Raw genomic sequence first — 24,382 nt, 5'->3', positions numbered from 1 at the left:
GGCGCGGCGCGATGGTGAAGCGGGTCGCCCTCAACGGCGCGGGCCTGCTGGTGGCGCTCTTCGCCGCCTTCCCCGTCTACTGGATGGTCGCCACGTCGCTGAAGCCCAACCGGGAGATCTTCTCGTCGACGCCCCGGCCGGTGCCGGCCGAACCGACCCTGGAGCATTACCGGGAGATCCTCACCGGCAACCTGATCCCGGGCGTGACGTTCGCCGACTTCTTCCTCAACAGCGCTCTGGTGGCGGTGAGCACGGTGCTGCTCAGCGGCCTGGTCGCGCTGCTCGCGGCCACCGCGGTGGCCCGGTTCCGCTTCACGCTCCGGACCAGCTTCCTGATCATGCTGCTGGTGGTGCAGATGATCCCGCTGGAGGCGCTGGTCATCCCGCTGTTCCTGATGATCCAGCGGCTCGGTCTCTACAACACCCTGCCCAGCCTGATCCTGACCTACCTCGGCTTCTCGCTGCCGTTCGCGGTCTGGATGCTGCGCGGCTTCGTGGCCGCGGTGCCCAAGGAGCTGGAGGAGGCCGCGGCGATCGACGGGGCCAGCCGGGCCCAGATCTTCCGCCGGATCCTCTTCCCGTTGGTGGCGCCGGGCTTGGTCGCGACCAGCATCTTCTCCTTCATCACCGCCTGGAACGAGCTGATCTTCGCGTTGACCTTCGTCAACGACCAGGACAAGTACACCCTGCCGGTGGCGATGACCTTCTTCTTCGGCCGGGACGACACCGCGTGGGGATCCGTGATGGCCGCCTCGACGCTGTTCACCCTGCCGGTGATCGTCTTCTTCCTGCTGGTGCAGCGCCGGATGGTCTCCGGGCTGGTCGCCGGCGCCGTCAAGGGCTGAGCTGCGCGCCCGTCGAGGGCCGGCCGGCGCCGTCAAGGGCTGAGCCGACGGCGGATCGGCGGGTGCCCCGGCCCCGGCGTCCACGGCTAGGCTCTGCGCCATGACGGGCAGGCTGGCGGCGGTGAACCTCGGCGTGGTGACCGAGGCGGAGTGGGCGGGCGACGCGAGCGGCCGCACCGGCATCGACAAGCGACCGGTCGACGGTCCGGTGCTGCTGCGCGCCGACGGGGTGGCCGGAGACTTCATCGGCGAGCGGGCCCACCACGGCGGCCCCGACCAGGCGGTCTACGCGTACGCGGGGGAGGACGCCGAGTGGTGGTCGGCGGAGCTGGGGCGCAGCGTCCCGCCCGGCGGGTTCGGCGAGAACCTGACCACCTCGGCGGTGGACGTGACCGGGGCGGTCATCGGCGAGCTGTGGGCGATCGGCTCGGCGGTGCTCCAGGTGACCAAGCCGCGTACCCCCTGCACCACCTTCGCCGGTTTCTGGGGCGTACCCGACCTGATCAAGCGGTTCACGGTGCGGGCGGCGCCCGGGGCGTACCTGCGGGTGCTGCGCGAGGGGGAGGTCGGCGCGGGCGACCCGGTCGAGGTGGTGGACCGGCCCGCGCACGGGGTCACCATCGGCGAGGTGTTCCGGGCGATGAACCTCGAACCGGAACTGCTGCCCCGGCTGCTGGACGCCGCCGAGCTGCCGGAGCCGGTCCTGAAGAAGGTCCGTCGCCGGGTGGCCGGCACCCGCCCCTGACCCGTCAGCCCTCGGCGAAGACCTCCGCCAGCACCTGGCCGTCGGCCGGGCGGCCGTCGGAGACCTTGGCCCAGGTGCCGTCCTCGGCGGTCCACTCCAGGCCGGCGAAGCGCACCCGCTTCACCCCGTGGTCGGGCGCGTGCGACACCAGCCAGTGGGCGTACCGCCAGCCGTCGCGACGGTCGGCGGCGGGCACGGTGAGCCCGCTCAGCGCGGCCACCGTGCCGGTGCCCGGCAGCCCCCAGTCCAGGGTCAGACCGCGGGTCAGCGCCGCCGCGGCCGCCTCGCCCCGCATCACCGGCGTCCGGCTCACCGTGCAGGCCACCGCGCCGGTCGCCTCGCCGAGCAGGGCGCGGGTCAGCACCTCGGACTCGTCCGCCCACTTCTGGTACGCCGTCGGGAAGGCCGACCGCTGGACCGCCTGGGCCGCGTCGGTGACCCGCATCTCCTCCCAGCCGCGCACCTTCTTCAGCGCGGCGTAGAAGCGGTTGGCCGCGTAGCGCTGGTCGCGGATCTGCTGCGGGCTGCCCCAGCCCTGGCTCGGCCGCTGCTGGAACAGGCCGATCGAGTCCCGGTCGCCGCCGGAGAGGTTGCGCAGGCCCGACTCCTGGTACGCGGTGGCCAGCGCGACCACCACCGCCCGCTCGGGCATCTGCCGCTGGATACCGATCGCCGCGATCGTCGCCGCGTTCGCCATCTGGTCGGCGTCGAGCAGCACCGTGCCGTCGGCCTTGACGGTGCAGCTGCGGCTGGCCACGGGGAGCCGGAGTTGGCCGCCAAGCTGACGGACGACGACCCAGACCCCGAGGAGAGCGACGACCGCGAAGACGACACCGACTGCGACAATTGCCCGACTTCGCACCCGCACCTCCTGTTTCACGGTCATCCCCAGCGTACGTGCCCGAAAAGGCGAGCCGGGTCGGCCGACCGGTTCACCTTTCCGGGAGCAAACGAAAGAAAGGCCCCGAACCGGTGCTACCGCGCCCCGTCTGCCGGACCACCGTCCAGAGCGGCCACCCATCGAGCCAATCTTTTCTCGCGGAAGGCGAGCACGCCTTCGCGGCCCTCCTCGGAGAGGAAGTAGCCGGTGGAGAGGGCGGACAGCTCGGCGATCTCGCCGCGCAGGTCGGTGGGGGCCGGGCGGCGCAGCAGGCCCTTCGCCCCGGCCAGCGCCCCCGGCGCGCCGCGCACCAGCGAGGCGCAGTAGCGCTCCACCGCCGCGTCCAGCCCGTCCGCCGGCACCGCCGCGGTCACCAGGCCGATCTCGGCGGCCCGCCGGCCGTCGAAGGTGTCCCCGGTCAGGTACAGCTCGGCCGCCGCGCGCGGGTGCAGCCGGGGCAGCACCGTGGCGGAGATGACCGCCGGGATCACCCCGATCCGCACCTCGGTGAAGGCGAACGTCGCCTCCTCGGCGCAGACCGCCAGGTCCGCCGCCGCGATCAGGCCCAGCCCGCCGGCCCGCGCCGGCCCGGCCACCTTCGCCAGCACCGGCTTCGGGCACTCCCAGACCGCCGCCAGCACGTCGCCGAGCATCCCGGCCGGCACGCTCCCGCTGGCGTACGCGGCGGCCGTCTCCTTCAGGTCCGCGCCGGAGCAGAAGACCGGCCCGGTGTGGTCCAGCACGATCACCCGTACGGCGTCGTCGGCGACCGCCGCGGCGATCCCGGCCAGCAGCTCGGTCATCAGGGCCGTGGAGAGCGCGTTGCGGTTGTGCGGGCTGTCCAGGGTGAGGGTGGTCACCCCACGGGCCGTGGCGACCCGCACGAGGCGGTCGGGAGAGGTCATGCCGGGCACACTAGTGGCCATGCCCGGCGTCCTTCCAGAAGGCGAGACCGTCCCCGTCGACGGGTCGCTGCCCGCCACCGCCCTGAGCGCGGTCGGCGCGCGCGGCTTCGGCGTGTACGTCCACGTGCCGTTCTGTGCCAGCCGCTGCGGCTACTGCGACTTCAACACCTACACTGCGGCCGAGCTCGGCGGCGGCGCCGACCGGGAGTCGTACGCCGACACCGTGCTGGCCGAGCTGGCGCTGGCCGCCCGGGTCCTCGGCGACGCCCCGCCGCCCCGGGTGGACACCGTCTTCGTCGGCGGTGGCACGCCGACCCTGCTCCCCGCCGACGACCTGGCCCGCATCCTGGACGGCATCGACCGCACCTGGGGGCTGGCCGCCGACGCCGAGGTGACCACCGAGGCCAACCCGGAGTCGGTCACGCCCGAGTCGCTGCGCACCCTGCGCGCGGCCGGCTACACCCGGATCTCGCTGGGCATGCAGTCCGCCGCGCCCGGGGTGCTGGCGATCCTCGATCGCCGGCACAGCGCCGGCCGGGCGGTCGCCGCCGCGCTGGAGGCCCGCGACGCCGGGTTCGACCACGTCAACCTGGACCTGATCTACGGCACGCCGGGGGAGAGCGCGGCGGACTTCGCCGCCTCCCTCGACCAGGTGGTCGCCGCCGGGGTGGACCACGTCAGCGCGTACGCCCTGATCGTGGAGGACGGCACGCGGCTCGCCGCCCGGATGCGGCGCGGCGAGCTGCCGTACCCGTCGGACGACGTGGCGGCGGACCGGTACCTGGCCGCGGAGGCCGCCCTCGGCGCGGCCGGCTTCTCCTGGTACGAGGTCTCCAACTGGGCCCGCTCCGAGGCGGCCCGGTGCCGGCACAACCTGCTCTACTGGACCGGCGCGGACTGGTGGGGCCTCGGCCCGGGGGCGCACAGCCACGTCGGCGGGGTGCGCTGGTGGAACGTCAAGCACCCCACCGCGTACGCGAAGCGCCTGGCCGCCGGGGAGTCACCCGGCCTGGCCCGGGAGGTGCTGACCGCCGGCGAGGCGCACATGGAGGACGTCATGCTCCGGCTGCGGCTCGCCTCCGGCCTGCCGCTGGACGCCCTCGACGCGGCGGGTCGGGCGGGTGCCGAGCGGGCGCTGGCCGACGGCCTGCTGGACCCGGCGGGGCACGCGGCGGGGCGGGCGGTGCTCACCCTGCGCGGGCGGCTGCTGGCCGACGCCGTGGTCCGCGACCTGCTGCCCTGATCCCGCGCGGCCCGGCCGGCCCGGGTGGGCCGGCCGGGACCGGTCACTTCTTGAAGGCGTAGCTCGCCGGGTAGCGGTAGACCACACCCTCGGTGGCCTTCACCCCGCCGATGATGCCGAAGATGATCGGCACCAGGGCGGTCAGGATCGGGATGAAGAAGAGCACCCCGCAGGTGACGATGGCCAGGACGAAGCCGATGATGTTGGCGATCGCCCAGGTGATCTGGAAGTTCAGCGAGGCCGTGGCGTGCGCCCGCACCGTCGGGGACTGCTGGCCCTTGGCGGAGAGCGCGATCAGCGGCGCCACCCAGCCGAGCAGGCTGCCGCCGACGATCACGCCGACCGGGCCACCGAAGTGCGCGACCAGCGACCAGGTCTTGTCGTCGTCGGTGGCGTAGCCGCCCGGGGCGCCGTAGCCGCCGCCGGGAGCGCCGTACCCGCCGGCGGTCGGATAGCCGACGCCCGGCGCGGAGTAACCACCCGGCGGTGGGTAGCCACCCGGCGGTGGGTAGCCACCCGGCGGTGGGTAGCCGCCCGACGGCGGTTGGTCACCGGTGGGTGGCGGATAGCCACCGGGCGGGGGATAGCCGCCCGCCCCGGGTGCCCCGGACAGTGGTGCGGTGGGCGGCTCGTACAACGAGCCGGACGGGGCGGTCGGGTCCGGGCGGTCGCCGGGGTCCCCCGCTCCGGGAGGGCGAGGTGGTTCAGTCATGGACGTCACGGTAGGGGTTGCCGGCAAGCCATCACCAGAGCGACACCGCCCCGGATGTCCGGATGATCGGCCCTGGCGCGCCGTCCGGGTGGCGGGGCGCACCCGTGGTCCGTCGCTGATCATCGCGTCAGCGGGGACGCCGACGTAGACTGGCACTCGCTACAGTCGAGTGCCAGTGCGCTCGCCCGGGGCGCCTCAGCCGCTCCGGGCCGACGTGCGTCAGGAGGTGGGGAGATGGGTCTCGACGACCGCAAGCTCGCCGTGCTGCGCGCGATCGTCGAGGACTACGTCGCCACGCAGGAGCCGGTCGGCAGCAAGGCCCTGGTCGAGCGGCACCAGCTCGGCGTCTCGCCGGCCACGGTGCGCAACGACATGGCCGTGCTGGAGGAGGAGGGCTACATCCGGCAGCCGCACACCAGTGCCGGCCGGGTGCCCACCGACCGTGGCTACCGCCTCTTCGTCGACCGGCTGTCCCGGGTCAAGCCGCTGAGCCCGGCCGAGCGCCGGGCGATCGAGCGTTTCCTGGTCGGCGCGGTCGACCTGGACGACGTGGTGCACCGCACCGTCCGGCTGCTGGCCCAGCTGACCCGGCAGGTCGCCGTGGTGCAGTACCCGTCGCTGGCCCGCTCCTCGGTGCGCCACCTGGAGCTGGTGCCGATCTCCACCACCCGGCTGATGCTGGTCATGATCGCCGACACCGGCCGGGTCGAGCAGCGGCTGGTGGAGCTGCCCGCGCCGATCCCCGCCGACCATGTCACCGACCTGCGCCGGCTGGTCAACGAGAAGCTGGTCGGCAGCCGGCTGTCGGAGACCCCGCCGCTGGTCCAGGCGCTGGTCGACGAGTCCGCGCCGCACCTGCGCGGGGCGATGACCACGCTCTCCACCGTGCTGCTGGAGACGCTGGTCGAACGGCACGAGGAGCGCATCGCGCTCGCCGGCACCGCGAACCTCACCCGGGGCGGCCTGCTCGACTTCCAGGGCTCGCTGCGGCCCATCCTGGAGGCGCTGGAGGAGGAGGTGGTGATGCTCAAGCTGATCGGCGAGGCCGAGTCGACCACCACCCGGGTGCTGATCGGCGACGAGAACGAGATCGACAACCTGCGGGCCGCCTCGGTGGTCAGCACCGGCTACGGGCCGGGGGCGACCGCGCTCGGCGGGCTGGGCGTGTTGGGCCCCACCCGGATGGACTACCCCGGCACCATCGCCACGGTGAGGGCCGTGGCACGCTACGTGGGCGAGCTGCTGGCCCAGAACTGATCCAGGGCAGGGGCCGGCACCCGGCTCCGGCCGACGACCGGCGCAACGCGAGACGAACATGAGGACACCGAACGCAGTGGCCAGGGACTACTACGGCATTCTCGGCGTGAGCCGGGAAGCCTCCGACGACGAGATCAAGCGCGCCTACCGCAAGCTGGCGCGGCAGTTCCACCCGGACGTCAATCCGGACCCGGAGGCCCAGGAGAAGTTCAAGGACATCAACGCCGCGTACGAGGTCCTCTCGGACGACCGGAAACGGCAGATCGTCGACCTGGGTGGCGACCCGCTCGCCCCGGGTGGCGGCGGCGCGGGGCCGGGCGGTCCCGGCGGCGCGGGCCCGTTCGTCGGCTTCCAGGACATCATGGACGCGTTCTTCGGCGGCGCCGCGGGCGGCGCCCGGGGGCCGCGACCGCGTACCCGGCCGGGTGCCGACGCGATCCTGCGGCTGGAGCTGGACCTGCATGAGACCGCGTTCGGCGTCGAGGCGCCGATCACGGTCGACACCGCGGTGCTCTGCACCACCTGCGCCGGCGCCGGCACCGCCGCCGGCACCCACCTGGCCACCTGCGAGGCGTGTGGCGGCCGGGGCGAGGTGCAGTCGGTGCAGCGCACCTTCCTCGGCCAGGTGGTCTCGGCCCGCCCCTGCACCGTCTGCCAGGGGTACGGCACCACCATCCCGCACCCCTGCCCGACCTGCGCCGGCGACGGCCGGGTGCGCACCCGCCGCTCGCTGACCGTCAAGATCCCCGCCGGGGTCGAGGACGGCATGCGGATCCGGCTCGCCCAGCAGGGTGAGGTGGGCCCGGGCGGCGGCACCGCCGGCGACCTCTACGTGGAGATCCACGAGCGGCCGCACGACGTGTACTCCCGCAAGGGCGACGACCTGCACTGCCGGGTCACCGTGCCGATGACCGCCGCCGCGCTCGGCACCCGGCTGACCATCAAGACGCTGGACAGCGAGGAGACGGTCGACGTCAAGGCCGGCACCCAGCCGGGCAGCACGCTGCGGCTGCGCGCCCGGGGCGTGCCGCACCTGCGCGGCACCGGCCGGGGCGACCTCTACGTCCACCTCGACGTGCGGACCCCCACGAAGCTCGACGCCGACCAGGAGAAGATGCTGCGCGACTTCGCCAAGACCCGGGGCGAGGAGGTCGCCGAGCTGACCAAGCAGGGCGGCTTCTTCTCCCGGATGCGCGACGCCTTCAACGGGCACGCCTGAGGTGTCCGCGCCGCTGTTCCTGGTCGAGGCGCTGCCCACCGGCGACACGCTGACCCTGGACGGCCCGGAGGGCCACCACGCGGCCACCGTGCAGCGGCTGCGCGTCGGCGAGGAGCTGCTGCTGGCCGACGGCCGGGGCGGCACGGCCGCCGCCGTGGTCACCGCCGTCGGCCGGGGCACCCTCGACGTGCGGGTCACCTCCCGCGGGTACGCCGACGCGCCGGTCCCCCGGATCGTGGTGGTGCAGGGCATCGCCAAGGGGGACCGGGGCGAGCTGGCCGTGCAGGCGATGACCGAGGTCGGGGTGGACGAGATCGTGCCCTGGGCGGCGTCCCGCTCGGTGACCCAGTGGCGCGGCGACCGGGGCGTACGGGCCCGGGACAAGTGGGTGGCGACCGCCCGGGAGGCGGCCAAGCAGGCCCGCCGACCCTGGCTGCCGGTGGTGGCCGGCGCCCCGGACGAGTCCACCGGGACCGTGGTGCGGCGGATCGCCGGAGCCGGTGCCGCGTTCGTGCTGCACGAGGAGGCCGACGAGCGGCTGACCACCGCCGAGCTGCCCGGCGCCGGCGAGATCGTGCTGGTGGTCGGCCCGGAGGGCGGCATCGCCCCGGTCGAACTGACCGCGTTCGCCGACGCCGGCGCCCGCCCGGTGCGGCTCGGTCCGTCGGTGCTGCGCACCTCCACGGCCGGGGTGGCCGCACTGAGCGTGCTGGCCACCCGCCTCGACCGCTGGTAGGCCGTCCTTCAGCAGGGCTGCTCACGCCCCGCCGGCCTCGGTCGCGTGTCGAGCCGGGCCGACCGGCCCGGGGCGGACTTGCGCGACCGGGCCTGCGCGGCGTGTCGGCCCGGGTGGTGGACACCCTGGTGGCCCGCTTTGCACTCCCAACACCCGGGCGACACGCCGTTCCGCCCGGACGCCGCGAGTGCGTTGACTACGAAGGGTAGTGGCCGCCTCCTCGATGACCACAGCCGAGCGATATGCCTGTGAGGCATATTTATGCCTCACAGGCATATCGCTCACACGAACATCCCCCTGGCGGCGACCCTGCCCCGATGCCGGGACGCCGGGAGACACCGTTTGTCGACGGCGCCGTCCCCGGTCCGGGCGGTCCTCGGGAGGGTCTGGGCGGGCGACCTGTCGGCGGCCGGTCAGGTACGCAGGTAGGAGGCGCCGTTGAGGTCGACGATGGTGCCGGAGGCCCACTGCGCCTCGGGGCTGGCCAGCCAGTGCACGGCGGCGGCGATCTCCTCGGGGCGGGCCACCCGACCGAACGGGCTCTGCGCCCGGATCGCGTCGCCCTGCTCGCCGGTGAGGTGCTCCGTGGTCATGTCGGTCGCCACGAAGCCCGGGGCGACCGTGGCGACCGCGATGCCGTACGGCGCGAGCGCGACGGCGAGGGACTGCCCGAGCGCGTTCAGGCCGGCCTTGCTGGCACCGTACGCGGGCTGGTCCGGCTCGCCCCGGAACGCGCCCCGCGACGACACGTTCACCACCCGGCCACCGCGCTCCCGCATGTGCTGGGCGGCGCACCAGGTGACGTTGCCCGCCCCGGTCAGGTTGGTCTCCAGCACCCGCCGCCACTGCCGCTGCCACTGCTCGTACGAGGCGCCGAAGACCGGGTGCGGGGCGTCCCGGTCGCCGTACACCCCGGCGTTGTTGACCAGCACGTCGAGCCCCCCGAGCCGGGCGGCGGCGTCGTCCACCATGGCCCGTACCGCCGCCGGGTCGGTGAGGTCCGCGCGGACCACCACGTGACCGTCGCCGGGCAGTTCGGCGCGGAGCGCCTCGGCCAGCTCGGCCGAGTCCCGATGGTGGATCGCCACCCGGTCCCCGTCCGCCGCGAACGCCCGCGCCACCGCGCGGCCGATGCCGCGCGACGCCCCCGTCACCAGTACCGCTCGTGAAGTCACGCGGCACATCATGCCCCAGCCGCGCGGCACGCCTTACCATGCCCCGATGGGATCCGACTGCCTGTTCTGCCGCATCGCCGCCGGGGAGATCCCGGCCACCATCGTCCGGGAAACCGACACCACCCTCGCCTTCCGCGACCTCGACCCGAAGGCGCCGGTGCACGTGCTGGTCATCCCGAAGGAGCACTACGCCGACGTCGCCACGCTGGGGCAGGGCGACCCGAAGCTCGCCGGCGACCTGCTCGCCACGGCGGCGGCGGTGGCGGAGGACGAGGGGCTGCTCGGTGACGGCTTCCGGCTGATGTTCAACACCGGCGCGTACGGCGGCCAGGAGCTCTTCCACGTGCACGCGCACCTGCTCGGCGGCGCGCCGCTCGGCCCGATGCTGGCCCGGAACGTCGCGTGACGGCTGGGCCCGACCGGCTGGCCCGGATGGTGCGCCGGGTGCAGGCGCAGGCCCGGGTGCCGGCCCTGGCGGCGGCCCTGCACCGTGCCGACCGGCCGCTGTGGACCTGCGAGGTCGGCGGCACCGGCACCGACGCCGACCTCGGCCCGGGCACCCGGTTCCGGCTCGGCTCGGTGACCAAGACCTTCACCTCGGTGCTGGTGATGCAGTGTCGCGACGACGGCCTGCTCGACCTGGACGACCCGATCGGCCGTCACCTGGCGTTGCCGGCGCACGGCGAGCTGACCGTACGCCGGCTGCTGTCGCACACCGCCGGCCTGCAACGCGAGCCGTACGGTGACGTCTGGGACACGCTGCGCGCCCCCGGCGCGGACGAACTCGTCGCCGAGCTGGCCCGGGCCGAGCGGGTGCTGCCGACCGGTCGCCGCTACCACTACTCCAACCTGGGCATGGCGCTGCTCGGCCGGCTGGTCGGCGAGCTGCGCGGCGGCTCCTGGGCCGAGGTGCTCATCGAGCGGGTGCTGACCCCGCTGGGCCTGGCCGCCACCTCGGTGACGCCGGGGCCGGCGGCGGCCACCGGGTTCCTGGTCGACGCCTACTCCGACGAGGCGCACCCGGAGCCGCCGACCGACTTCGGCGCGATCGCCCCGGCCGCCCAGCTCTGGAGCACCGCGACCGACATGGCCCGGTGGGCGGCCTTCCTGGCCGACCCGGTGGCGCTGGACCCGGCCGGCGCGGTGCTCGCCCCGGCCTCGCTGGACGAGATGCGCTGGCCGCTGACCACCACCGACGAGACGCTCTGGGCGGCCGGTTTCGGGCTCGGCCTGATCCTGGTGCCGTACCCGGACCGGGTGGTGCACGTGGGGCACGACGGCGCGATGCCGGGCTTCCTCGCCGCGGTCTACGGCCGGCGCGGCGGCGACGGCACGGCCGGCGCGATGGGCTGCGCGGTGCTCGGCTCCTCCGGCACCGCGGCGGAGGTCTTCGACCTGCCGCACCGGCTGCTCGCCGCGTCCGCCGAGCACGACCCGGCGGACGTCACGCCGTGGCGGCCGGGCGAACCCGCCCCCGGGCCGCTGCGCGGGATGCTGGGCCGCTGGTGGGGCGAGGGCTTCGAGTACGTCTTCAGCTGGCACGACGGGGCGCTGCGCGCCCGGGGCGCCGACGACCCGGCGGGGAAGCCCCCGGCGGTCTTCGCGCCGCTGCCGGACGCTCCGGACGTCTTCCGGACGGTTGCCGGGCGGGAGGTCGGCGAGCTGCTGCGGCTGACCCGGGACGAGCACGGCACGGTGGTCCGGATGCACTGGGCGACCTACCGCTTCACCCGCCGGCAGGAGGCCTTCGACCGGTACGACTTCCGCGCCGGCTGACCCGACCCCCGCCCTGGGCGCGGGTGCGTGGTGTGGGTGCCGCCGGGAGGTATCGCCCACCCTGCGCCCGCCCCGGGGGCGGGCGGAAATGGACGCGGTGCCGTCGGGGTTGAGCGGATACGATGGGTGTAACGTCCGCACGCCGCGCCAGCAGGGCCGGCGCCCGAGATCGGAAGCAGGTGGCGCAGGGCCCGACGGCCCGATTTATGACCGGCACCCCACCTCCCGGCCCGCCCCGGGTGCAGACCAGGATCACCGTTCCCGATTCCAAGATCATGGTCAACCTGCTCGGCGCGGGCGACGAGATCCTGCGCCTCGTTGAACGCTCGGTCGACAGTGACGTGCACGTGCGCGGCAACGAGATCACCATCACCGGTGCCCCCGCGGACAACGCCCTCGCCGAGCGCCTCTTCAGCGAGCTGCTCGAACTGATCGAGAAAGGCGAGACCCTGACCACTGACGCCGTCCGGCGTACCGTCGGCATGCTCGAGCAGGGCAGCGCGGAGCGGCCCGCCGAGGTCCTCACCCTCAACATCCTCTCCCGGCGCGGGCGCACCATCCGCCCCAAGACGCTCGGGCAGAAGCGCTACGTCGACGCGATCGACTCGCACACCATCGTCTTCGGCATCGGCCCCGCCGGCACCGGAAAGACCTACCTCGCCATGGCGAAGGCCGTCCAGGCGCTCCAGGCGAAGCAGGTCAACCGGATCATCCTGACCCGGCCGGCGGTCGAGGCGGGGGAGCGGCTGGGCTTCCTGCCCGGCACCCTCAACGAGAAGATCGACCCGTACCTGCGGCCGCTCTACGACGCGCTGCACGACATGCTCGACCCGGAGTCCATCCCCAAGCTGATGGCCGCCGGCACGATCGAGGTCGCGCCGCTGGCGTACATGCGGGGCCGGACCCTCAACGACGCGTTCATCATCCTGGACGAGGCGCAGAACACCACGCCCGAGCAGATGAAGATGTTCCTCACCCGACTCGGCTTCAACTCCAAGATCGTGGTGACCGGTGACGTCACCCAGGTGGACCTTCCCGGCGGTACGACCAGCGGCCTGCGGGTGGTCCGGGAGATCCTGGAGAACGTCGAGGACGTGCACTTCGCCCAGCTCTCCAGCTCGGACGTGGTCCGGCACAAGCTGGTCGGCGAGATCGTCGACGCGTACGCCCGCTGGGACGCCGAGCGGGAGAACCAGCAGGCGCAGAGCGTGCACGCCGTGCCGGGGCGGACCGCCCAGGGCGGCCGGGCCGGCCGGCGCCGCTAACCCAGAGGAAGACAGTTGTCCATCGAGATCGCGAACGAGTCGGGTGTCGACGTCGACACCGACGCCGTGCTCGCCGTCGCCCGGCACGCCCTCGACGAGATGGGGGTCAACCCCCTCGCCGAGCTCTCCGTGCTGCTGGTCGACATCGAGTACATGACCGAGCTGAACCACCGCTGGATGGGTGGGGACGGGCCGACCGACGTGCTCGCCTTCCCGATGGACGAGGGCAGCGTCGACCACGGTCCGGGGGAGAGCGCCCCGGCCGGCGGTGAGCCGGCCCTGCTCGGCGACATCGTGCTCTGCCCGGAGGTGGCGGCCAAGCAGGCCGCCACCGCCGGCCACACCACCGCCGACGAGCTGCACCTGCTCACCGTGCACGGCGTGCTGCACCTGCTCGGCTACGACCACGCCGAGCCGGAGGAGGAGCGGGAGATGTTCACGCTCCAGGCCCGACTGCTGGCCAGCTGGCGGTCGACCCGGACCCGGTGATGACCACCCAGGCGGCGGCCGCCGCCGGCCTACCCGACCTCCAGCTGATCTTCTTCGCGGCGGGGCTGGTGGTGCTCGCCGGTCTGATCGCGATGACCGAGGCGGCGCTCGCCGCCGTCTCTCCGGCCCGGGCCGCCGAACTGGCTCGGGACGGGGTGCGCGGCGCGCGTACCCTCCAGGCCGTCGCCGGCGACGTGGTCCGCCACCTCAACCTGCTGTTGCTGCTCCGGCTGCTGGCCGAGCTGACCGCCACCACGCTGGTCGCCCTCGTCGCGGTGGACACCTTCGGTGCGGGCTGGCGGGCGGCGCTGATCACCGCCGGCGCGATGACCGTGGTCAGCTTCGTCGTGGTCGGGGTGGCCCCGCGCACCATCGGCCGGCAGCACGCGTACGCGGTGGGCCGGGCGGTGGCACCGCTGGTCCGCTGGCTGGGGCGGGCGCTGAACCCGCTCGCCTCGCTGCTGATCCTGATCGGCAACGCGGTCACCCCGGGGCGCGGCTTCCGGGAGGGGCCGTTCGCCAGCCAGGTGGAGCTGCGCGAGCTGGTCGACCTGGCCGAGCAGCGCGGCGTCGTGGAGCACGGCGAGCGGCAGATGATCCACTCGGTATTCGCGCTCGGCGACACCATCGCCCGCGAGGTGATGGTGCCCCGCACGGAGATGGTCTGGATAGAGGAGGGCAAGACGCTCTCCCAGGCGCTGGCGCTCTTCCTGCGCTCCGGCTTCTCCCGCATCCCGGTCATCGGCGAGAGCGTCGACGACGTGCTCGGCGTGCTCTACCTCAAGGACCTCATCCGGCGTACCCGGGGCGGCGACCTGCGGGCCCACCAGAGCCCGGTATGCGAGCTGATGCGCCCGGCGACCTTCGTGCCCGAGTCCAAGCCGGTCGACGACCTGCTCTCGGAGATGCAGGCCGCCCGTAACCACCTGGTCATCGTCGTCGACGAGTACGGCGGCACCGGCGGCCTGGTGACGATCGAGGACATCCTGGAGGAGATCGTCGGCGAGATCACCGACGAGTACGATGTCGAACGCCCGCCGGTGGAACACCTGGAGGACGGCGCGGTGCGGGTCACCGCCCGCCTCCCCGTGGAGAACCTGGGCGAGCTGTTCGACACCGAACTGCCCACCGACGAGGTGGAGACCGTCGGCGGCCTGCTGGCCCAGTCCCTGGGCCGGGTGCCGATCCCCGGCGCCCGCGCCGAGGTGGCCGGCCTGCGGCTGATCGCCGAGGGCACCACCGGGCGGCGCAATCGGATAGACACCGTGCTGGTCAGCCGGGTCGAACCGAGTGACGCGCCGGCCGGGGCGGGGCGCGGCGAGCAGGCCGAGACCCGCAACAACCAGACCAGAACCGAGGAGAGGCAACCCGCCGATGCCTGAGTCACCCGTCGTACCGGCCGCCCGGCCGACCCCCTCCGACCCGGCCGAACTGAGCGCCGAGGACGGCAAGCTGGTCGTCCTGGCGCGGGGCGCCCGGGGCCGGGTCGCGGCCGTGGAGGGCGCGGCGGTGCGGGACCAGGACGGTCGGACGTACGCCGCGGCGAGCGTCTCGCTGCCCTCGCTGACCATCACCGCGCTCCAGCTCGCCGTGGCCTCCGCCGTGGCGGCGGGCGCGAGCCGGCTGGAGGCGGCCGTGGTGGTGACCGAGGCGTCGACGCTGGACGGGGCGGGGCACGCCGCCGTGCGCGACCTCTCCGCCGACGCGCCGATCCACGTCGCGGCGCCGGACGGCACGGTCCTCGGCACGGTGGTCGAGTGACCGGCACCGAGGAGCGTCCGTACCGGGCCGGGTTCGCCTGTTTCGTCGGGCGGCCCAACGCGGGTAAGTCGACGCTGACCAACGCGATCGTCGGTCAGAAGATCGCGATCACCTCCAACAAGCCGCAGACCACCCGGCACATCATCCGGGCGGTGCTGCACCGTCCGGACTCGCAGCTCGTGCTGGTCGACACCCCCGGCCTGCACCGCCCCCGGACGCTGCTCGGCGAACGCCTCAACGACCTGGTCCGCTCGACCTGGAGCGAGGTCGACGTGATCGGCCTCTGCATCCCGGCGGACGAGCCGATCGGCCGGGGCGACCGGTTCATCACCGGTGAGCTGGCCGAGCTGAAGGCGACCGTGCTGGCCGTGGTGACCAAGACCGACCTGGTCGACAAGAAGCGCCTCGCCGAGCAGCTGCTGGCGGTCAGCGAGCTGGGCGAGTTCGCCGAGGTCGTGCCGGTCAGCGCGGTCTCCGGGCACCAGGTGGACACGCTGGTCGACGTGATGACCAAGTACCTGCCGCCGTCGCCGCAGCTCTACCCGGACGACATGCTCACCGACGACCCCGAGCAGGTGATGGTCGCCGAGCTGATCCGGGAGGCGGCGCTGGAGGGGGTCCGGGACGAGCTGCCGCACTCCATCGCGGTCGTCGTCGAGGAGATGATCCCCGAGGGTCAGGTCATGAAGATCTTCGCCGACGTCTACGTCGAGCGGCCCAGCCAGAAGGCGATCGTGATCGGTCACAAGGCCAGCCGGCTGAAGGCGGTCGGCACGGCGGCCCGCAAGCAGATCGAGGAGCTGCTGGGCAGCCGCGTCTACCTGGACCTGCACGTACGGGTGGCCAAGGACTGGCAGCGGGACCCGAAGCAGCTGCGCAAGCTCGGCTTCTGACCGCACCGCGGGCGGTGACCGGCGATGTCCGGTCGGTCACCGGTCCGGTGGCGGTATGGGAAGGTTCACGTCCGCCCGGGGCCAACGGCCGTTTGGCGGGGTGAGGTCGGAGGGTAGGGAGCGGTTCTGCTCCGCCGCCCCCGACATAGATGCAGGCTGATGCGCAACCGATACCTGGACCTGCTCCGCTTCCTGGCCATCCTCCGGGTCGTGGTCTACCACGTCACCGGCTGGGCGTCGCTGACCCTCGTCTTCCCGGCGATGGCGGTGATGTTCGCCCTGGCCGGGTCGCTGATGGCCGCCTCGCTGGACCGCTCCGGCCCGGCCGCGCTGCTGCGCCGGTTGCGTCGCCTGCTGCCCTCGCTCTGGGTGGTCGCGGTCGTCCTCGTGCCCGCCATGCTGATGACCGGCCTGTCGCCGGGCCCGAAGGTGCTGCTCTGGCTCTTCCCGGTCGCCGACCCGCCGGCCAACCACTGGGGCGCGCTGGCGTTGAGCCCCATCTGGTACCTGCGTGACTACCTCTGGTTCCTGCTCGCCTCACCGGTCGCCCTGTGGCTGTTCCGCCGGGCGCCGGTCGCCACCCTGGCCCTGCCGTACGCGCTGCTGCTAGTGATCGAGCTGGGTCTGCTGCCCGCCGCGCCGGTCCCGCTGCGCGAGTTCGGCGTCTACTTCGGCGCCTGGCTGCTGGGCTTCGCCCACCACGACGGCCTGCTGCGCCGGCTCACCAACCGGGTGCTGCTGCCGACCGCGCTGGCCCTGGCGGGCGCCGGCGCCGCCTGGATCGTCACCCATCCCGGGCCGCGTGGCTTCGACCTCAACGACATCGACCTGGGCAACGCGCTCTGGTCCGCGGCGTTCATCCTGGTCCTGCTGGGCCGGGCCCCGGCCACGGCGCACTGGATCGAGCGCAGCCCGCTGTTCAGCCGGGCGGTCACCGTGCTCAACCGCCGGGCGCTGACCGTCTACCTCTGGCACATGTCGTTCGTGGTGCTGCTCACCCCGCTGGTCGACGTGGTCGGCTGGTCGCACGAGGACCCGTTCGGCCTGGCCATCCGGGTGGTGCTGGTCTTCGCCCTGGTCGGGGTGGTGACCCTGCTGGTCGGCTGGGTGGAGGACGTGGCCGCCCGGCGCCGGCCCGAGCTGGTGCCGGGCGGGCGGCGGCGTGCGCCCCGGCCGGCTCACACCGTCGAGGCGCCGGCCACCGCCCTTCCGCCGCGAGTGGTCGGCCCCTGTCTCGGCGCCGGCGACGATCGCCAGGAGGCCGCCGGGCCGGTGCGCCCGGCGCCGGTGGCCGCCCGCCGGGGTGTACCCGTGCCGCTGAGCTCGGCGCCGGTGGCCGCCGACCGGGGCGTACCCGCCGTGCCGGTGAGTCCCGCGCCGGCCGGCTCCCGGACGCCGGCCCGGCCGGTCCGGACGCTCGGCGTGCCGGCCGGCCCGGCGGGTACGGCCGGACGGCCGGCCACCGGGCCCGGCGAAAAGCGGCGCGAGCGGTCGACGGTCGGCGCCGCCGGCCGGGCCGTGGTCCCCGCCCCCCGGGTGGCCGAGCTGGCCACCGTCGAGATCAACGCTGGCTGACCCGCACGTTCCCGCTGCCGGTGCTCAGGTCGAGCATCAGCGACGCCCCCGGATCGTTCGGCACCCCCAGGTCGCTGTCGCCCGACCCGGTGCTGGACCGCACCCGGTACCGGCCGGCGGGCACCAGCACCTCGACGTCGCCGCTGGAGGCGTGGGCCCGCGCCGAGGCGGGCTCGTCCAGCTCGATCGTCACGTTGCCGGACTCGGCCTCGGCGTTCACCTGGCCCCGCAGCCGCAGCCCGGTGATGTCGCCCGACGAGGCGCGCAGCTCGACCGGGGCGGCCACGTCCTCCACCTCGATGTTCCCGGAGCCCGTCGTGGCGCGTACCGGGCCGGTGGCGCCGGCCACCCGGATGTTGCCCGAACCGAGGGCCAGCTCCACCACACCGACCCGGCTCAGCTCGACGTCGCCGGAGCCGGTCTCGCCCCGCACCCGGACCCCCTCCGGGGCGGTCACCTCGTACGACACCGAGCAGCGGGGGCCACACTCCGCGTCCAGCACCAGCTCGTCGCCCCGCACCTCGTACGTGGTGCGCGGCTGGTCGCCCTGGTAGCGCAACACCCGCTTGATGCGTACCTCGGTGGCCGGCCCGGTGGCCCGGACCACCACGTCGCCCGCGCCCGGCCGTACGGTGATCGTGCTGATCCGCACCGCCTCGGTGTGGTCGAAGTCCAGCCGCCGGAAGGAGAGCGTGTCGCACCCGGCGGCGAGGATGACGGTGGCGGCCGCGCCCAGGGCGACGGCGGTGCGGGGAAGAGCCATGGTCAGCAACCTACGGCCGGTCCCGTCCGCCGCACATCGGGGACGCGACGCCGGTCCACCCCGAACCGACCCTGATTTCCCACCCCGAGGGAGAATGGCCCGATGCCCGGGTACCGCCGCCAGCTCTACCGCGACGACGCGGTGGTCCTGCGTGTGCAGAAGCTGGGCGAGTCCGACCGGATCATCACCCTGCTGACCCGCCGGCACGGCCGGCTGCGTGCCGTGGCCCGGGGCATCCGGCGCACCACCAGCAAGTTCGGCGCCCGGCTGGAGCCGTTCGGCCACGTCGACGTGCAGCTCGCCGGCGACCCGAAGGGCAACCAGGGCAGCTCGCTGCACACGGTCAGCCAGGTCGAGGGGATCGACCTCTACGGCAAGCGGTTCCTCAGCGACTATCCCCGCTACACCGCGGCCAGCGCGATCGCCGAGACCGCGGAGCGGCTCACCCCGGTCGAGCGGGAACCCTCGCTGCGGCTGTTCCAGCTCACCCTCGGCGCGCTGCGGGCGCTGGCCGACGGGAGCCACGCCACCACGCTGGTCCTCGACGCGTACCTGCTGCGCGGGATGGCGCTGGCGGGCTGGGCGCCGGCGCTGATCGCCTGCGCGGTCTGCGGCACGCCGGGGCGGCACCGGGCCTTCTCCGTACCGGCCGGCGGTGCGGTCTGCCCGGACTGCCGGCCGCCGGGCGCTGCCCACCCCGCGCCGGCCACCATCGACCTGATGTCCGCGCTGACCAGTGGCGACTGGCGGGTCGCCGACGCCACCGAGACCGGCGTACGCCGGGAGTGCAGCGGCCTGGTCGCGGCGCACCTGCAGTGGCACCTGGAGCGCGCGCTACGCTCGCTGCCGCTGGTCGACCGGGGTGCCCCGGCGGCCGGCGCGGTCCCGTCACCCGGCGGTGGCGTGGCCGGTCCGGTCCCGCCGCCGCCCGGCGTCGGGGCCGGCGTGGACGGCGTGGACAGGGAGATGACCGAGTGATCCGATCGTTGAGGGCCGGCCGGCGCGCGCCGGTGCCGCCGACACCGCACCCGTCGGGCGCCCGGCCGCCGGCGCTGCCCGCCGAGGCGGTGCCGAAGCACGTCGCGGTGGTGATGGACGGCAACGGCCGGTGGGCCAAGGAGCGCGGCCTGCCCCGCACCAAGGGTCACGAGGCGGGGGAGTTCAGCCTCTTCGACACCATCGAGGGCGCGATCGAGCTGGGCATTCCCTACCTGTCGGCGTACGCGTTCTCCACGGAGAACTGGCGGCGCTCGCCGGACGAGGTCCGGTTCCTGATGGGCTTCAACCGGGACGTCATCCGCCGCCGCCGCGACCAGCTCGTCGACCTCGGCGTGCGGGTGGTCTGGTCGGGCCGGGCGGGGCGGCTGTGGAAGAGCGTCATCTCCGAGTTGCAGACCGCCGAGGAGATGTCCCGGGGCAACTCGACGCTGACCCTGCAGTTCTGCGTGAACTACGGCGGCCAGGCGGAGATCGCCGACGCCGCCGCCGCGATCGCCCGCGACGTGGCCGCCGGTCGGCTCGATCCGGCGAAGGTCAACGAGAAGACGGTGGCGAAGTACCTCTACCACCCGGAGATCCCGGAGGTGGACCTGTTCCTGCGTCCCTCCGGTGAGGAGCGGATCTCCAACTTCCTGCTCTGGCAGACGGCGTACGCGGAGCTGGTGTTCCTCGACACCCTCTGGCCGGACTTCGACCGCCGGCACCTCTGGTACGCCTGCGAGCTGTACGCGCAGCGGGACCGCCGGTTCGGGGGCGCGCTGCCCAACCCGGTCGCCCCCCAGGTGTAGACGTCGCCGGGCTCGTGATTGTCCGAGCGTCGGGTGGGGTACCTCTTGAGGTAGCAGCCAAGACGCGGAGGTGAACCCACATGATTCAGAAGCGGATTGCCCAGTGGGCGGTCATGGCGGTCGCCGTGCCGCTGGCCGCGGCCGGTGCGCGCCGGCTCAGCCACACGCTGGAGGCCCGCCGGGGCCCGACCGGCGTGAGCCGACTGCTCAGCAAGGGCGCGGACATGCTGCGTCCGCAGAAGGCCAAGCGTCGCCGGTTCTGGTGACCGGCCTGCCTTTCGTTCACGACTGCGGGACTCCGCTGCGCTGCGTTCCTCGCGCTCACCAGCGACCCGCACCACGCCGTCGGCGCCGCTCCCTCGGGGGCGGCGCTGACGCGTTCCGGCCGGTCGGCGCGGCCCGCGCGCGTACGATCGGCGCAGGGCGCGCCGCCCGGGCGCGTCCGCCACGGGGGTGGGGATGCCGGATCTCCGGTACAAGATGATCATGGCGCTGAACGCCGCCGACCTGGGCAGCCCGATCTGCGAACAGGTCGCCGGGATCTGCGCCGAGATCGCCGAGCAGCACTGCGCCGAGCTGGGGCACGCCCCGAGTGTGCGCTCCGGCGAGATCGCCGAACTGGCCACCGGTGAACCGGCGCTGACCTGGGCGCCGAACGAGACCGGGCAGCGGGCCTGGTGACCGCGCTGGTGCCGAGCCCGGCGGTGGACGTCCGCCGGGCCGAGGACCGGTTCAAGACCCGACTGTCCTGGCTCGACTCGAAGCACTCCTTCTCGTTCTCCCGGCACTACGACCCGGCCAACACCCACCACGGCCTGCTGCTGGTCAACAACGACGACATCGTCCACCCGGGCACCGGATTCGAGACCCACCCGCACGAGGACATGGAGATCGTGACCTGGGTGCTGCGCGGCTCGCTGGTGCACCAGGACTCCACCGGCCACAGCGGGGTCATCTATCCCGGGCTGGCCCAGCGGATGAGCGCCGGCACCGGCATCCTGCACTCGGAGAAGAACGACTCCTGGCGGCTGGACGGCCGGGAGCCGCACGGCGACCCGGTCCACTTCGTGCAGATGTGGGTGGTGCCCGACACCGACGGCGTCGACCCCGGCTACGAGCAGCTGGAGATCGGTGACGAGCTGCTGCGCGGCGGCCTGGTGCCGGTCGCCTCCGGCATGGACCGGTACGACGGCGCCTCGGCCATCCGGATCCGCAACCGGTACGCCACCCTGCACGCCGCCCGGCTCGCCGCCGGCGACGAGGTGACCCTGCCCGACGCGCCCTACCTGCACCTCTACGTGCCCAGCGGCGCGGTGACGCTGGAGGGCGCCGGCCGGCTCGGCGAGGGCGACGCCGCCCGGATCACGATGACCGGCGGCCACCGGGTCAGCGCCACCGAGCCCGCCGAGATCCTGGTCTGGGAGATGCACGCCACCCTCGCCTGAGCCGGCCTCACCGCCCGCCCGCCCGCGCCGTCGGCCCCGGTTTGCGGCGTGTCGCGGTGTCCCCGGCTCGGGACACCGCGACACGCCGCAAACCGGTGTCGATCAGCCGCGCCTCAGCCCGCCACCTCGGAGCGGTCGCCGGCCCAGAGGGTGTGGAACGAGCCCTCCCGGTCGACCCGGTGGTAGGTGTGCGCCCCGAAGTTGTCCCGCAGGCCCTGGATCAGCGCCGCCGGCAGCCGCTCGGCGCGCAGCGCGTCGAAGTAGGCCAGCGACGAGGAGAACGCCGGGGTGGGCACGCCGGCCCGGGCGGCGTCGGCGACCACCCGCCGCCAGCTCGGCACCCCGGCGCCGACCGCCTCGGCGAAGTACGGCGCCACCAGCAGCGTCGGCAGGTCCGGCTGGGCGTCGTACGCCTCGCGGATGCGGTCGAGGAAGCGGGCCCGGATGATGCAGCCGCCCCGCCAGATGGTGGCGGTGCCGCCGAGGTCGATGTCCCAGTCGTACTCGCGGCTGCCGGCGCGGATGTGGTCGAAGCCCTGCGCGTACGCGACGATCTTGCTGGCCAGCAGCGCGCGCCGAACGTCCTCGACGAAGGTCTCCCGCTCCTCGACCTGCCACTTCTCGCCGGCGTCGGCGAAGGCCCGGCGGGCGGCGGCGCGTTGGTCGGCGTGGCCGGACAGCGACCGGGCGAAGGTCGCCTCGGCGATGCCGGTGATCGGGATGCCCAGGTCGAGCGCGCTCTGCACGGTCCACCGGCCGGTGCCCTTCTGCTCGGCCTGGTCGAGCACCACGTCGACGAAGGCCCGGCCGGTCGCCGCGTCGGTGTGTGCCAGCACGTCGGCGGTGATCTCGATCAGGAAGGACTCCAGCTCGCCGGTGTTCCAGTCCCGGAAGATGCCGGCGATCTCCGCCGGGCTCGCCGACAGCCCCGCCCGCAGCAGGTCGTACGCCTCGGCGATGAGCTGCATGTCGGCGTACTCGATGCCGTTGTGCACCATCTTCACGAAGTGGCCGGCGCCGTCCGGGCCGATGTGCCGGCAGCACGGGACGCCGTCCACCTGCGCGGCGATCTTCTCGAAGATCGGCCCGAGCTTCGCGTACGACTCGGCGGAGCCGCCGGGCATGATGCTCGGGCCGTGCAGCGCCCCCTCCTCCCCGCCGGAGACGCCGGTGCCGACGAAGTGCAGCCCGTGCCCGCGCAGCGTCTCCTCCCGGCGGCGGGTGTCCGCGAAGTGCGCGTTGCCGCAGTCGACGACGATGTCGCCCTCCTCCAGCAGCGGGACCAGCTCGTCGATCACCGCGTCGGTGGGGCCGCCGGCCTTCACCATGACGATCACCGCGCGGGGCCGCTCCAGAGTGGCGACGAAGTCCGCGAGGGACTCGGACCCGACGAAGGTGCCCTCGCCGCCGTGCTCGGCGAGGAGGCTGCGGGTGCGCTCGGGGGAGCGGTTGTGCACGGCCACCGTGAAGCCGTTGCGGGCCAGGTTCCGGGCCAGGTTGCGGCCCATCACCGCCAGCCCCGTGACCCCGATCTGCGCCGTCGCCTGCTGAGCCATCCGTCCGCCACCTCTCGTCGGCCTGCCGTCCTGCGACCGTATCGCGGCCACCGGCCGCCAGGGTCCGGACATCGACGCTCGGTGAGCGGCGCGGAGCGGGCCGTCGCGGGCGCCGGGCGGCGGGACCAGCCGGGCCGGCCGGCGGCGGCGCCGGCCGGGGTCAGCCCTCGGCCAGGCGGGCCTCGACGTGGGCCACCTTGCCGGTGAGCGCGTCGGTGACGCCGGGTCGCACGTCGGCCTTGAGCACCACGCTGACCCGGGGCGCCTGTTCGGCCACCACGTCGACCGCCCGCTTGACCACCGCCATCACCTCGTCCCACTCACCCTCGACGGTGGTGAACATGGCGTCGGTGCGGTTGGGCAGGCCGGAGGCGCGGACCACTCGGACCGCCTCGGCGACCAGGTCGCCGACGGACTCGCCGACGCCCAGTGGGGTAATCGAGAACGCGATCAGCATGCCGCCGATGGTGCCAGTAAATCGGCTGCGGCCGCCGCCGTCGGTGGGTTAGCCTCTCGGCATGCGTATCTGACGCCCCACCTTCAGCCAGTCGGGCCCGCCGCGTCGTCGGGGGTCCGGCCGCGCCGGGCGTCCGCATTCCCCACCTTTTCCGTACGGGTGGTGTCTCCGTGGTCGGGCCGCCCGGGCCGTTCCCTGCCCGCCGACCGCCCGCCTCGCGGCGCGGTCCCCGCATCCGAAGGAGGCAGCGTATGCCCGCCAAGCGCAGTCCGAAGAAGTCCCGCCCGTCGGCGCCGGCCAAGGTGGCGGTGAGCCCGCCGGATCTCGACGCGCTCACCGTGGCGCCCGCCGCCCCGGTCACCCTGCCCGAGGAGACCGGCTCCGCGCCCGCCGCCGCCCGGCCCGCCCCGGCGACGCCGCCGTGGACCGGCCCGCCGGTGCGCGGCGGCTCCACCGCCGCCCGTGGCCAGACCCGCCGGTACGCCTTCCGCCGCAGCTGACCGGCGCCCGCTGATACGGATGCCGGCGGGGCCGCTCGACTTCCCGCGCGACGGGCTGGTGGTGCGGTTGCCGGCGGCACCCGTTCCGGCGCTCCGGTGCGGCGACCCGTCGGCTGGCGCACCGGCGGCGCCAGGCGCAGCCGGGGTCTGAGCTTCTGGCTCGGCGCGCGTGCCGCGTCCAGCATGGCCCTGCGGCGCCGATCGCCATGCCGCCGCTGGCCATGGCGACCGACGGCAGCGCGGCCCGGTGAGCCCCGTCCGGCGTGTCGCGGGCCCGGAGTATGACCGCGACGAGCGTGATACCTCTGAGGTATCACGATGCCTCTGAGGTATCGCGCTCACCGGAGACCTTCCCTCCACCAGTGGCTGGCCGAGGGGGCCGCCGGCGCCGCCCGGCC

At 74.1% G+C, this 24,382-nt stretch carries 26 protein-coding genes and 1 pseudogene; 20 read left to right on the top strand and 7 right to left on the bottom strand.

Features of this window, described 5'->3' with window-relative positions:
* The first annotated feature begins 11 nt into the window (after nucleotides 1–11).
* Together ACTMTB_RS14555 and ACTMTB_RS14550 are read left to right on the top strand one after the other, a co-directional pair.
* Nucleotides 12–845, top strand: a complete 834-nt coding sequence (locus ACTMTB_RS14555; RefSeq protein WP_280838126.1) for a carbohydrate ABC transporter permease — start codon at nucleotides 12–14, stop codon at nucleotides 843–845.
* Nucleotides 846–945: 100 nt separating this feature from the next.
* Nucleotides 946–1,590, top strand: a complete 645-nt coding sequence (locus tag ACTMTB_RS14550; protein ID WP_441145816.1) for an MOSC domain-containing protein — start codon at nucleotides 946–948, stop codon at nucleotides 1,588–1,590.
* Between the two features lie 4 nt (nucleotides 1,591–1,594).
* Here ACTMTB_RS14550 and ACTMTB_RS14545 read toward each other — a convergent pair whose 3' ends face one another.
* Entirely contained in the window at nucleotides 1,595–2,458 is an 864-nt protein-coding gene (locus tag ACTMTB_RS14545; RefSeq protein ID WP_441145943.1) for a hypothetical protein, read from the bottom strand.
* A gap of 107 nt (nucleotides 2,459–2,565) precedes the next feature.
* A complete protein-coding gene (locus ACTMTB_RS14540; protein WP_441145814.1) occupies nucleotides 2,566–3,375 on the bottom strand; it encodes an enoyl-CoA hydratase-related protein in 810 nt (269 codons plus the stop codon).
* Nucleotides 3,376–3,394: 19 nt separating this feature from the next.
* Between ACTMTB_RS14540 and hemW the strand changes: the two genes are divergently transcribed.
* Nucleotides 3,395–4,618: a radical SAM family heme chaperone HemW gene (gene hemW, locus ACTMTB_RS14535; RefSeq protein ID WP_441145812.1), complete on the top strand. Its 1,224-nt coding sequence runs from the start codon at nucleotides 3,395–3,397 to the stop codon at nucleotides 4,616–4,618.
* Nucleotides 4,619–4,661: 43 nt separating this feature from the next.
* Here hemW and ACTMTB_RS14530 read toward each other — a convergent pair whose 3' ends face one another.
* The gene (locus ACTMTB_RS14530; RefSeq protein ID WP_441145810.1) at nucleotides 4,662–5,330 is read right to left on the bottom strand and encodes a DUF4870 domain-containing protein; all 669 of its coding nucleotides are present in this window, start codon (nucleotides 5,328–5,330) and stop codon (nucleotides 4,662–4,664) included.
* 234 nt (nucleotides 5,331–5,564) lie between these two features.
* Here ACTMTB_RS14530 and hrcA point away from each other — a divergent pair, with 234 nt between their 5' ends.
* The 3 genes from hrcA to ACTMTB_RS14515 all read left to right on the top strand — a co-directional run bounded on the left by hrcA (nucleotide 5,565) and on the right by ACTMTB_RS14515 (nucleotide 8,542).
* Nucleotides 5,565–6,587, top strand: coding sequence for a heat-inducible transcriptional repressor HrcA (hrcA, locus tag ACTMTB_RS14525; RefSeq protein ID WP_210778214.1), 1,023 nt, complete (start codon nucleotides 5,565–5,567; stop codon nucleotides 6,585–6,587).
* A 76-nt stretch (nucleotides 6,588–6,663) separates the two neighbouring features.
* The gene (gene dnaJ, locus ACTMTB_RS14520; protein WP_210778231.1) at nucleotides 6,664–7,806 is read left to right on the top strand and encodes a molecular chaperone DnaJ; all 1,143 of its coding nucleotides are present in this window, start codon (nucleotides 6,664–6,666) and stop codon (nucleotides 7,804–7,806) included.
* A 1-nt stretch (nucleotide 7,807) separates the two neighbouring features.
* Nucleotides 7,808–8,542 (top strand): 16S rRNA (uracil(1498)-N(3))-methyltransferase, encoded by a 735-nt coding sequence (locus ACTMTB_RS14515; protein ID WP_441145808.1) that lies wholly within the window; start codon nucleotides 7,808–7,810, stop codon nucleotides 8,540–8,542.
* Between the two features lie 413 nt (nucleotides 8,543–8,955).
* Here ACTMTB_RS14515 and ACTMTB_RS14510 read toward each other — a convergent pair whose 3' ends face one another.
* Nucleotides 8,956–9,717 (bottom strand): SDR family NAD(P)-dependent oxidoreductase, encoded by a 762-nt coding sequence (locus tag ACTMTB_RS14510; protein WP_441145806.1) that lies wholly within the window; start codon nucleotides 9,715–9,717, stop codon nucleotides 8,956–8,958.
* Nucleotides 9,718–9,763: 46 nt separating this feature from the next.
* Between ACTMTB_RS14510 and ACTMTB_RS14505 the strand changes: the two genes are divergently transcribed.
* The 8 genes and pseudogenes from ACTMTB_RS14505 to ACTMTB_RS14470 form a co-directional block, all read left to right on the top strand.
* Nucleotides 9,764–10,123, top strand: coding sequence for a histidine triad nucleotide-binding protein (locus ACTMTB_RS14505; RefSeq protein ID WP_280838099.1), 360 nt, complete (start codon nucleotides 9,764–9,766; stop codon nucleotides 10,121–10,123).
* Nucleotides 10,120–11,493 carry a serine hydrolase domain-containing protein gene (locus ACTMTB_RS14500; RefSeq protein ID WP_441145803.1) on the top strand — a complete coding sequence of 458 codons (1,374 nt, stop codon included), beginning with the start codon at nucleotides 10,120–10,122 and terminating at the stop codon, nucleotides 11,491–11,493. The genes ACTMTB_RS14505 and ACTMTB_RS14500 overlap by 4 nt, the downstream gene beginning before the upstream one ends.
* Nucleotides 11,494–11,699: 206 nt before the next feature.
* Entirely contained in the window at nucleotides 11,700–12,758 is a 1,059-nt protein-coding gene (locus ACTMTB_RS14495) for a PhoH family protein (protein ID WP_350795536.1), read from the top strand.
* 15 nt (nucleotides 12,759–12,773) lie between these two features.
* Nucleotides 12,774–13,247 (top strand): rRNA maturation RNase YbeY, encoded by a 474-nt coding sequence (gene ybeY, locus ACTMTB_RS14490; protein WP_154942500.1) that lies wholly within the window; start codon nucleotides 12,774–12,776, stop codon nucleotides 13,245–13,247.
* Nucleotides 13,223–14,629 (top strand): hemolysin family protein, encoded by a 1,407-nt coding sequence (locus ACTMTB_RS14485; protein WP_441145940.1) that lies wholly within the window; start codon nucleotides 13,223–13,225, stop codon nucleotides 14,627–14,629. The genes ybeY and ACTMTB_RS14485 overlap by 25 nt, the downstream gene beginning before the upstream one ends.
* On the top strand, nucleotides 14,622–15,008 hold the full coding sequence (locus ACTMTB_RS14480; protein WP_210778221.1) for a cytidine deaminase: 387 nt from the start codon (nucleotides 14,622–14,624) through the stop codon (nucleotides 15,006–15,008). The genes ACTMTB_RS14485 and ACTMTB_RS14480 overlap by 8 nt, the downstream gene beginning before the upstream one ends.
* Entirely contained in the window at nucleotides 15,005–15,901 is an 897-nt protein-coding gene (era, locus tag ACTMTB_RS14475; RefSeq protein ID WP_357921911.1) for a GTPase Era, read from the top strand. The genes ACTMTB_RS14480 and era overlap by 4 nt, the downstream gene beginning before the upstream one ends.
* A 159-nt stretch (nucleotides 15,902–16,060) precedes the next feature.
* Nucleotides 16,061–17,269: pseudogene (locus ACTMTB_RS14470) on the top strand (acyltransferase family protein); the annotation flags it as partial.
* A 193-nt stretch (nucleotides 17,270–17,462) separates the two neighbouring features.
* Here ACTMTB_RS14470 and ACTMTB_RS14465 read toward each other — a convergent pair.
* Nucleotides 17,463–18,239 (bottom strand): DUF4097 family beta strand repeat-containing protein, encoded by a 777-nt coding sequence (locus ACTMTB_RS14465; protein ID WP_441145799.1) that lies wholly within the window; start codon nucleotides 18,237–18,239, stop codon nucleotides 17,463–17,465.
* A gap of 102 nt (nucleotides 18,240–18,341) precedes the next feature.
* Here ACTMTB_RS14465 and recO point away from each other — a divergent pair, with 102 nt between their 5' ends.
* From recO to ACTMTB_RS14440, 5 genes are all read left to right on the top strand, one after another.
* Nucleotides 18,342–19,217: a DNA repair protein RecO gene (gene recO, locus ACTMTB_RS14460; protein ID WP_441145797.1), complete on the top strand. Its 876-nt coding sequence runs from the start codon at nucleotides 18,342–18,344 to the stop codon at nucleotides 19,215–19,217.
* A 32-nt stretch (nucleotides 19,218–19,249) separates the two neighbouring features.
* Complete coding sequence (locus ACTMTB_RS14455) at nucleotides 19,250–20,026, top strand: isoprenyl transferase (RefSeq protein WP_210778233.1); 777 nt, start codon at nucleotides 19,250–19,252, stop codon at nucleotides 20,024–20,026.
* Between the two features lie 80 nt (nucleotides 20,027–20,106).
* Entirely contained in the window at nucleotides 20,107–20,292 is a 186-nt protein-coding gene (locus tag ACTMTB_RS14450) for a hypothetical protein (protein ID WP_088960799.1), read from the top strand.
* A 193-nt stretch (nucleotides 20,293–20,485) separates the two neighbouring features.
* A complete protein-coding gene (locus tag ACTMTB_RS14445; protein ID WP_088960800.1) occupies nucleotides 20,486–20,707 on the top strand; it encodes a thioredoxin reductase in 222 nt (73 codons plus the stop codon).
* Nucleotides 20,704–21,471, top strand: a complete 768-nt coding sequence (locus ACTMTB_RS14440; RefSeq protein WP_441145794.1) for a pirin family protein — start codon at nucleotides 20,704–20,706, stop codon at nucleotides 21,469–21,471. The genes ACTMTB_RS14445 and ACTMTB_RS14440 overlap by 4 nt, the downstream gene beginning before the upstream one ends.
* 113 nt (nucleotides 21,472–21,584) lie before the next feature.
* Here the strand turns inward: ACTMTB_RS14440 and gndA are convergent, their stop codons facing one another.
* Entirely contained in the window at nucleotides 21,585–23,027 is a 1,443-nt protein-coding gene (gene gndA / locus ACTMTB_RS14435) for an NADP-dependent phosphogluconate dehydrogenase (RefSeq protein ID WP_441145792.1), read from the bottom strand.
* Nucleotides 23,028–23,187: 160 nt separating this feature from the next.
* Nucleotides 23,188–23,484: an MTH1187 family thiamine-binding protein gene (locus ACTMTB_RS14430; RefSeq protein WP_210778226.1), complete on the bottom strand. Its 297-nt coding sequence runs from the start codon at nucleotides 23,482–23,484 to the stop codon at nucleotides 23,188–23,190.
* A gap of 251 nt (nucleotides 23,485–23,735) precedes the next feature.
* On the opposite strand from ACTMTB_RS14430, the gene ACTMTB_RS14425 reads away from it, so the two are divergent.
* The gene (locus ACTMTB_RS14425) at nucleotides 23,736–23,984 is read left to right on the top strand and encodes a hypothetical protein (RefSeq protein WP_441145790.1); all 249 of its coding nucleotides are present in this window, start codon (nucleotides 23,736–23,738) and stop codon (nucleotides 23,982–23,984) included.
* Nucleotides 23,985–24,382 lie beyond the last annotated feature (398 nt).

The organism is Micromonospora sp. L32 (assembly GCF_052068055.1).
Lineage (GTDB): Bacteria > Actinomycetota > Actinomycetes > Mycobacteriales > Micromonosporaceae > Micromonospora > Micromonospora purpureochromogenes.
The sequence above is the reverse complement of the archived record's forward strand: the minus strand, read 5'-3'. Positions and strand labels throughout refer to the sequence as shown.